This window comes from Streptomyces sp. E11-3 (assembly GCF_046540415.1).
Taxonomy (GTDB): Bacteria; Actinomycetota; Actinomycetes; order Streptomycetales; family Streptomycetaceae; genus Streptomyces.
Window position 1 is genome coordinate 3,819,768 of the sequence record NZ_JAZGRL010000001.1, and the last position, 8,108, is coordinate 3,827,875.

The 8,108-nt window shown below is 68.2% G+C and carries 7 protein-coding genes; 4 read left to right on the forward strand and 3 right to left on the reverse strand.

The window, feature by feature from the left end; translation table 11 throughout:
• Positions 1-123: 123 nt before the first annotated feature.
• Positions 124-1,461 carry an MATE family efflux transporter gene (locus U9R90_RS17575; RefSeq protein ID WP_411057395.1) on the reverse strand — a complete coding sequence of 446 codons (1,338 nt, stop codon included), beginning with the start codon at positions 1,459-1,461 and terminating at the stop codon, positions 124-126.
• A gap of 460 nt (positions 1,462-1,921) precedes the next feature.
• Between U9R90_RS17575 and dnaB the strand changes: the two genes are divergently transcribed.
• Together dnaB and U9R90_RS17585 are read left to right on the forward strand one after the other, a co-directional pair.
• Positions 1,922-3,397 (forward strand): replicative DNA helicase, encoded by a 1,476-nt coding sequence (gene dnaB / locus U9R90_RS17580; RefSeq protein ID WP_411057396.1) that lies wholly within the window; start codon positions 1,922-1,924, stop codon positions 3,395-3,397.
• An 80-nt stretch (positions 3,398-3,477) separates the two neighbouring features.
• Positions 3,478-3,906, forward strand: a complete 429-nt coding sequence (locus U9R90_RS17585) for a VOC family protein (RefSeq protein WP_411057397.1) — start codon at positions 3,478-3,480, stop codon at positions 3,904-3,906.
• A 63-nt stretch (positions 3,907-3,969) separates the two neighbouring features.
• Here the strand turns inward: U9R90_RS17585 and U9R90_RS17590 are convergent, their stop codons facing one another.
• Entirely contained in the window at positions 3,970-4,323 is a 354-nt protein-coding gene (locus U9R90_RS17590) for a YybH family protein (protein ID WP_411057398.1), read from the reverse strand.
• A gap of 62 nt (positions 4,324-4,385) precedes the next feature.
• Between U9R90_RS17590 and U9R90_RS17595 the strand changes: the two genes are divergently transcribed.
• Positions 4,386-5,369: a helix-turn-helix transcriptional regulator gene (locus U9R90_RS17595; protein WP_411057399.1), complete on the forward strand. Its 984-nt coding sequence runs from the start codon at positions 4,386-4,388 to the stop codon at positions 5,367-5,369.
• Between the two features lie 57 nt (positions 5,370-5,426).
• On the opposite strand, the gene U9R90_RS17600 is transcribed toward U9R90_RS17595, so the two are convergent.
• Complete coding sequence (locus U9R90_RS17600; protein ID WP_411057401.1) at positions 5,427-6,485, reverse strand: VWA domain-containing protein; 1,059 nt, start codon at positions 6,483-6,485, stop codon at positions 5,427-5,429.
• A gap of 188 nt (positions 6,486-6,673) precedes the next feature.
• Between U9R90_RS17600 and U9R90_RS17605 the strand changes: the two genes are divergently transcribed.
• Positions 6,674-8,071 carry a serine hydrolase domain-containing protein gene (locus U9R90_RS17605; RefSeq protein ID WP_411057402.1) on the forward strand — a complete coding sequence of 466 codons (1,398 nt, stop codon included), beginning with the start codon at positions 6,674-6,676 and terminating at the stop codon, positions 8,069-8,071.
• Positions 8,072-8,108 lie beyond the last annotated feature (37 nt).

Below are 8,108 nucleotides of genomic sequence, written 5' to 3' on the forward strand. Positions count from 1 at the left end.
GCCGCACCCCTTGGGTGCGGCCCTTCTGCTCTGTTCTGGATGTTTCACGTGAAACCGCCTGCGCTATCGCCCTGTTTCACGTGAAACAGGGCGTGGAACGCGGAGCGCGGGGCGGCTCGATGGTCAGCGGGTGGCACCGGTGACGATCCAGCGGCCCGAGCGGGTCCGTAGCCAGAGCGTCAGCATGCGGACCGTCATCATGAGGGTCATGGCCCCCCAGAGCGCTGCCAGGCCGCCGCCGAGCACGGGGACCAGGAGCGCGGCCGGGGTGAAGGCGGCCAGGGTGGCCAGCATCGCCCAGGCGAGATACGGACCGTCCCCGGCCCCCATCAGTACCCCGTCGAGGACGAAGACGATGCCTGAGATCGGCTGGGAGACAGCCACCACCAGCAAGGCGACAAACGCGGCGTCCTGTACACCGGGGTCGCTGGTGAACAGCGGCAGGAAGACCGGCCGGGACGCGACCACGAGGAGCCCCAGAACGACTCCGGCGGCGATCCCCCACTGAACCATCCTGCGGCAGGCGTCTCGTGCCCCCTGGGCGTCTCCCGCCCCCAGATAGCGCCCGATGATGGCCTGTCCGGCGATGGCGATGGCATCGAGGGCGAACGCCAGGAGGCTCCACAGCGTCAGGATGATCTGGTGGGCGGCGATCTCGGCGTCACCCAGCCGGGCGGCGACGGCGGTGGCGATCATCAGAATCGCCCGCAGCGAGAGCGTACGGACCAGCAGCGGAGCACCGGCCTGGGCGCAGGCCCGGATACCGGCCGCGTCGGGCCGTAGTGAAGCGCCGTGCCGCCGTGCCCCGCGGGCGACGACGGCGAGGTAGGCACCGGCCATGCCGATCTGGGCGATGACGGTGCCCCAGGCGGACCCGGCGATGCCGAGGCCGGCCCCGTACACCAGGCCGAAGTTCAGTGCGACGTTGGCGGCGAAACCCGCGAGGGCCACGTAGAGCGGCGTCTTGGTGTCCTGCAGTCCGCGGAGGACTCCGGTGGCCGCCAGCACGACGAGCATCGCCGGGATGCCGAGGGCGGAGATCCGCAGATAGGTGATGGCGTAGGGTGCGGCGGTGTCCGAGGCTCCGATGAGGTCGACGATGGCCGGGGCGGTGGGCAGCGCGACGGCGACGACCAGGGTGCCGAGCAGGAGGGCGAGCCAGATGCCGTCCATGCCCTGGCGGATGGCGGACGGGAGATCTCCCGCGCCGACCCGGCGCGCGACGGCGGCCGTGGTGGCGTAGGCGAGGAAGACAAAGACACTGACCCCCGTCATCAGGAGGGCCGAGGCCACGCCCAGGCCGGCCAGCTGGGCGGTGCCGAGATGGCCGATGATGGCGGTGTCGGCCATCACGAAGAGCGGCTCGGCGACGAGTGCCCCGAAGGCCGGGACGGCCAGCGCGACGATCTCTCGGTCGTGCTGACGGCGAACCGTCTTGGGGGTCGGGGGAGCCTGTGTCATGGGCACCAATCTAATCTTCCACAGGTAAGAGATGCAATGGCATTGTGACCCTTACCTCGTTGTGGGATGGGCGCTCGACACCGCGCGGTTTGCCAGGATCTTGGGCCGACTGGGGAAGTTTTTCTTATGCACAGCGGGCAGGTAGGGAAACTGCAGGTCAGAGATGGTTTTCTGGAGCGGCTGAGGGCTTGTTCACAGAACTGTCCACCGGGCTGTGCACAGGATTGGGCGGGTTCTCCACAGCAACCGGTCCGTCATCCACAGAGCCTGTGGATAACCAGATTGGCTGACGGTGCCCGCGGGCCTACCGTGGACCGGCGCCCACCCCCGTTTCCCGGTCTCCGGACCCGGCAGAACCGATGCGTCAGAAACGGAGTTGGGCTTCTCGCTTTGTCAGTGCCGTGCCGTAGGAATGTGGTGCACGGTGAGGTCCGCGTGGCGGACGGGAGGAGGTGGCCCGGTGAGTATTTCCGAGCCCTTGGACGAGCCCTGGGCCGATGGCGGTCCCAGCGACCGTCTGCCCGTCTCCCGTCAGCGCCGCGACGGTGGCCGGGGCCGGGAGGAGCAACACGACCGCGGCCGGGACAGCGGCGGTTGGGACGGCGGCTCCACCTTTGAGCGTGTACCGCCCCAGGACCTGGATGCCGAGCAGTCGGTGCTCGGCGGCATGCTCCTGTCCAAGGACGCCATCGCCGACGTCGTAGAGGTCCTCAAGGGCAACGACTTCTACCGTCCGGCGCACGAGACCATCTACCAGGCGGTCCTCGACCTCTACGCCAAGGGTGAGCCGGCCGACCCGATCACGGTCGCCGCCGAGCTGACCAAGCGCGGCGAGATCACCAAGGTGGGCGGCGCATCGTATCTGCACACCCTGGTCCAGTCCGTTCCGACCGCGGCCAACGCCGAGTACTACGCGGAGATCGTCCATGAGCGGGCGGTGCTGCGCCGCCTGGTCGAGGCTGGGACGCGCATCACCCAGATGGGCTATGCCGCCGACGGTGACGTCGACGAGATCGTCAACAGCGCCCAGGCCGAGATCTACGCCGTCACCGAGCAGCGCACCAGCGAGGACTACCTGCCGCTCGGCGACATCATGGAGGGCGCGCTCGACGAGATCGAAGCGATCGGCTCCCGCAGCGGTGAGATGACTGGTGTACCGACCGGCTTCACGGACTTCGACTCGCTGACCAACGGGCTGCACCCCGGGCAGATGGTCATCATCGCGGCTCGTCCCGCCATGGGTAAGTCGACGTTGGCGCTGGACTTCGCCCGCGCCGCCTCGATCAAGAACAACCTGCCGAGCGTGATCTTCTCGCTGGAGATGGGGCGCAACGAGATCGCGATGCGCCTGCTGTCCGCCGAGGCCCGCGTCGCGCTGCACCATATGCGCTCCGGCACGATGACGGACGAGGACTGGACCCGCCTCGCGCGCCGGATGCCGGATGTGTCGGCCGCCCCGCTGTACATCGACGACTCTCCGAACCTGTCGATGATGGAGATCCGGGCCAAGTGCCGCCGCCTCAAGCAGCGCAACGACCTGCGGCTTGTGGTGATCGACTATCTGCAGCTGATGCAGTCCGGCGGCTCCAAACGGGCCGAGAGCCGTCAGCAGGAGGTCTCGGACATGTCCCGAAACCTCAAGCTGCTGGCCAAGGAGCTGGAACTCCCGGTGATCGCGCTCTCCCAGCTGAACCGTGGTCCCGAGCAGCGTACGGACAAGAAGCCGATGGTCTCCGACCTGCGTGAGTCGGGCTCGATCGAGCAGGACGCCGACATGGTGATCCTGCTGCACCGCGAGGACGCGTACGAGAAGGAGTCACCCCGTGCGGGTGAGGCGGACATGATCGTGGCAAAGCACCGTAACGGTCCTACGGCCACGATCACGGTCGCCTTCCAGGGGCACTACTCGCGCTTTGTGGACATGGCGCAGACCTGATCACCCGTCTTGCAGGTGCCCAGATCCGGCGATGACACCCTAGGGTCTCGCTGAACAGCATGCGTCAATACGGTGGACCGATGGCGTCGATCAAGCAGTTCCAAGTCACCTTCGACTGCGCGGAACCTGAGCGCCTCGCTCGCTTCTGGTGCGAGGTGTTGGGGTACGTCGTACCGCCGCCACCGAAGGGGTTTGCCAGTTGGGACGACTTCAAGCGCTCGGAGCCACCTGAACAGCGGGATTCATGGTTCGCCTGCAGTGATCCCTCAGGGGTGGGCCCGCGGCTGTACTTCCAGCGCGTCCCCGAAGGGAAGGCCGCCAAGAACCGGCTGCATCTTGATGTGCGGGTCGGCACCGGACTCGTGGGTGAAGAGCGCCTCGCCGCACTTGAGGCCGAATGCGCACGACTGGTCCCTCTCGGCGCGGTACACGTGCGAACGCTGTATGACGGCAATCACGCGTGCATCCCGATGCAGGACATCGAGGGCAACGAGTTCTGTCTCGACTGAGGGGCCGCGAACGCCGGTTCTGAGCGGCGGTGGGCTCGGTCGTGCCGGCCCACCGCCGCCCCGCTACGGCGCGAGTGTCGGCTGGTCCGCGGCCCACAGCCACGACCCGTCCGGCTGGCGACGGGCGATCTCGACGGTCACGTCGCCGTTGGTCAGAGTGGACGCGGTCAGTGCCAGGTCGCCGGTGACCAGCGCGGGGTGCTGCCTGCCCGGCGAGAGCACCGGCGCGGCCGCGACGAACTGCTCGTACACCTTGCGGATTTCCTCATGTCCGGTCGCGAGGTTGCCCGGTGGGAACGCCAGCACGGCGTCCGGCTCGTACAACGCCACCAGCCCGTCGACATCGCCCGCGTTGGCGCGCTCGATGAAATACCTGCCCAGGTCATTCGGTTCAGTGGCCGCTTTGTTGTTTGTCATGCTGATCAGCCTCCCAAGCAATACACGACACCGTGTGTCATGTATTTCTGTAGAGTCTTCCTGTGCGCGCCGATCGGTTGGTATCGCTGGTGCTGCTGCTGCGGCAGCACGGTCGGCTGTCCGCGGCCGCGCTCGCCCGCGAGTTGGAGGTCTCCACTCGCACCGTGCTGCGCGACATCGAGGCGCTGTCCGCAGCCGGTGTCCCGGTCTACGCCGAACGCGGTCGGCAGGGCGGGTTCGCGTTGCTGCCCGGTTTCCAGACCGAGCTCACCGGACTGAACCACGACGAGGCGCTCGCCCTGCTGGTCGCCGGATCGCGGCGCGGCGCGCAGGCATTCGGCCTCGGCGCGGCGCTCGCTTCGGCCATGCGCAAGGTGGTTGACGCGCTACCCGAGAGCTATCGGGCCACCGCGGCCGGCGCGGCTCAGCGATTGCTCATCGACCCGGAGACCGACCTCCTCTCGCGTCGGCTGGTTGCCGAGGAGGTGCCTGACATCGTCGTGGCCGAGGTCCGGCGCGCGGTATTCGCCGGACACAAGTTGCGCATCCGCTACGCGGCCGTGGACCAGACCCCGAAGTGGCGGACGGTGGACCCGATCGGCCTGGTCACCGTACGCGGCCAGGGCTACTTGCTGGCCACGAGGTCTGGCGCGGACCGTACCTACCGGCTGTCCCAGGTCTTGGCCGCCGAGGAACTCGCCGAACCGGCACAGCGACCAGACCGGGTCGATCTGGACCGGGCCTGGCAGGAACGCAGCACGCAGTTTCGGACCAGCGGCGACCAAGTCACCGCGCTGGTACGGGTGAACCCGGCGCGGCGGCAGGACTTGGTGGGCACCGCGCTGGCCGTCCGCGCCGAAGAAGCCGAGGAATCCGACGCAGACGGCTGGCTGCGGCTGGAAGTGACCTTCCAAGATTCGAGACACGCCGAATGGGCGCTGTGGCAGCTCGCCACGAACGCGGAGGCCCTGGCCCCGCAGTGGTTGCGCGACTCCCTGCGCGACCGCGCCGCCGCGATCGCCACCTGCTACGGGGTGACACCCTGAGAGTCGTCGCCTTCTGCAGGCCCGCCGCCGGACCACCCCGCTCTTCGCTCTTGGATTTCAGAGCATGATGAGCAGACGCGTCTTCGGCTTCAGCTTCCTATTCACCGAACGACTCTGTACGTACACCTCCAACTTGGGGTTGTTCCCCGCCTTCACGGAGACGGTCCCCTGGACATTCGTACCGAACAACAGGCTGCGCGCCGCGTCGCCCGTATAGGCGCGGTCGGTGTCCTTCTCGACCACGATGACTTCCTTGTTCTGCTGAACCTGAGCGCGAGCGCCCAGCTGGTAGTAACACGAACCACGTTCGTACGTCACGCCCGGATGCGAGTTGACGAAGGGGCGAATCTCGACCTCCTCGTCGACTTTCAGGAGCCGGTACTTGTCAGCCGGAATCGGTTCGAGGTTCGCCCTCACCTCGTCAACCGATATGTCCTGACCGACAGCGAAAAGGTTCTTCGTGCCGCGCACCCCCTGCTCTCGCCCGCGGAGGAAGCTGGTGGCGGCAGCGCGCACGGTGCCGATCGCCTCCTCGACGCCCTTCTGGGAATCCGCATCCCAGATGGCGATGTTCCCGGCCGGGAAACCGTAGTTCTGGGCGGTGCGCTTGGCCAGCGAGTTCGGAACGAGGATCGCGGACGTCCAGTGGCCCGGAAGCCCGCCCATCTTCGCCGCGATCCTGTCGAGCCAGGGGCCAAGGATGGCCATGTCGCCGTCGTGCCGCCTGTCGCCGCCGGAGGCGTTCTCCTCACCGTCCGTCACGACGATCTGGAGGAAGCTGTGCTCGCCGTATTCCTCCCAAATATGGCCCAGGTCATCCAGGGACTTCAGAGAAGCCTCAATGAGGGCCGTGGCGCCATTGTTGACCTGGTACAGCCCCCGCATAGACGGCAGATGCTTCACGTCCATGTCCCAGACGAGGTTCTCCACCCTGTGATCGAAGGAGTAGAGGCTGATCCGTGTCTCATGGCCGAGGCTGTCCGACTCTGCCTTCAACCCCGCCACGAACTCGTCCACAACTCGAATGAGTTGACTCTGGTGCGGACGCATTGAACCCGAACAGTCCACCACCAGCGCGACGTGATTCACCTTGTGCTGGATCTTGTTTGCGGACACGTTTGTGTTCCCCCTCCGAGGTTCCCCGAGTGATGTCTTCACTCTATGGGGAGGCACTGACAACGGCGTTTGACGCTCAATCACATGCCCGCACCTAGAGCTGTGTCCGGCATCCAGCAGATGGCCGAACTGAACCGAGTCGGCGAAAACGGCTCGACCGGGGGTCTGTCTGCCGGTGGACTGGGCCCATGACACCACCCAGCGAAGACCGCCTGCCCGACGGCCATCACGAGCTGCTCCCCACGACGCGCAGGGCCCTGCTGCACCGCACGGCCACCGCACAGGCGAAGGGGCGGGCTCCCTCGCTCGTCGCCGCCGTCGTCCGGGAGGGGCGGCTGGTCTGGAGCGAGGGCCGGACCTGTGTGGACGGGCATGCCCCGGACGTGGAGACGCAGTACCGGATCGGGTCGATCACCAAGACCTTCACCGCCGTACTGGTCATGCGGTTGCGTGACGAGGGTCTGCTGGACCTCGCCGACCCGTTGGAGAAGCACCTTCCCGGAACGGCCGCCGGCGAGGTGACGATCGGTCAACTGCTCGCGCACACCGGAGGGCTGACCGCGGAGCCCCCTTCGCCCTGGTGGGAGCGGACGCCCGGCACGCTGCGTCCAGGGCTCGGTGACGTACTCGGCGACGAGCCGTTCCGGCACCCGGCAGGACGGCGCCACCACTACTCCAACCCCGGCTACACACTGCTCGGTTCGGTCGTCGAGCGGCTGCGGGGAGCGTCCTGGGACGAGGTACTGCGCCGCGAGGTGCTGGAGCCGCTCGGCCTGCACCGGACGAGCTCCCAGCCGCAGGCTCCGCACGCGGGCGGCTGGGCGGTACACCCCTGGGCGGATGTGCTGCTTCCGGAGCCCGTCGAGGATCTGGGGCTGATGGCACCGGCAGGGCAGCTGTGGTCGACGGCTGGTGACCTGGCGCGCTTCGCGGTCTTCCTGGCGCAGGGGGACGGGCGGGTGCTGAGCGCGGAGTCGGTGCGCGAGATGCGTACGCCGGCCGCGCCGCCCGAGTCAGGGGACGGGGGCTACGGCCTGGGCGTGCAGCTCCTGCGTCACGAGGGGCGGACGCTGGCGGGGCACAGCGGATCGCTGCCCGGCTTCCTCGCCGGTCTGGTGCTGGATGAGGAAGAAGGCCTGGCTGCCGTCGTGCTGGCCAACTGCACCTCGGGGCCTGCGGTGGTGACGCTGGCCGCCGAGCTCGTACGGACGGTGGCCGAGGCCGAGCCGCGGCTGCCCGAGCCGTGGCGCCCCCTCCCGGAGGTCGATCAGGAGCTGCTGGCGCTGACCGGACCCTGGTACTGGGGGACACGCGCCCACGCCCTGCGGCTGGCCGCGGACCAGGGCCTCGAACTGGGGCCCCTGGAGGGCAGCGGCCGCAGCTCCCGTTTCCGGGCCGAGCAGGACGGCACCTGGACCGGGCTCGACGGCTACCACGCGGGGGAGACTCTGCGGGTGGTCCGGGGGCAGGACGGTGCGGTCAGCCATCTCGACCTGGGGTCGTTCGTGTTCACGCGTCATCCGTACGAGGAAGGGGCGCCGGTGCCGGGCGGGGTGGACCCGGCCGGATGGCGCGGGCTCGGGTAACCAGAGCCGACCGGGGGCGGGGGGGGGGGGGTGGGGG

Excerpts from the sequence above, each read along its gene's own strand:
- U9R90_RS17575 (WP_411057395.1), bottom strand. The coding sequence starts at position 1,461 with ATGACACAGGCTCCCCCGACCCCCAAGACGGTTCGCCGTCAGCACGAC.
- U9R90_RS17605 (WP_411057402.1), top strand. The coding sequence starts at position 6,674 with ATGACACCACCCAGCGAAGACCGCCTGCCCGACGGCCATCACGAGCTG.
- U9R90_RS17585 (WP_411057397.1), top strand. The coding sequence starts at position 3,478 with ATGGCGTCGATCAAGCAGTTCCAAGTCACCTTCGACTGCGCGGAACCT.
- U9R90_RS17590 (WP_411057398.1), bottom strand. The coding sequence starts at position 4,323 with ATGACAAACAACAAAGCGGCCACTGAACCGAATGACCTGGGCAGGTAT.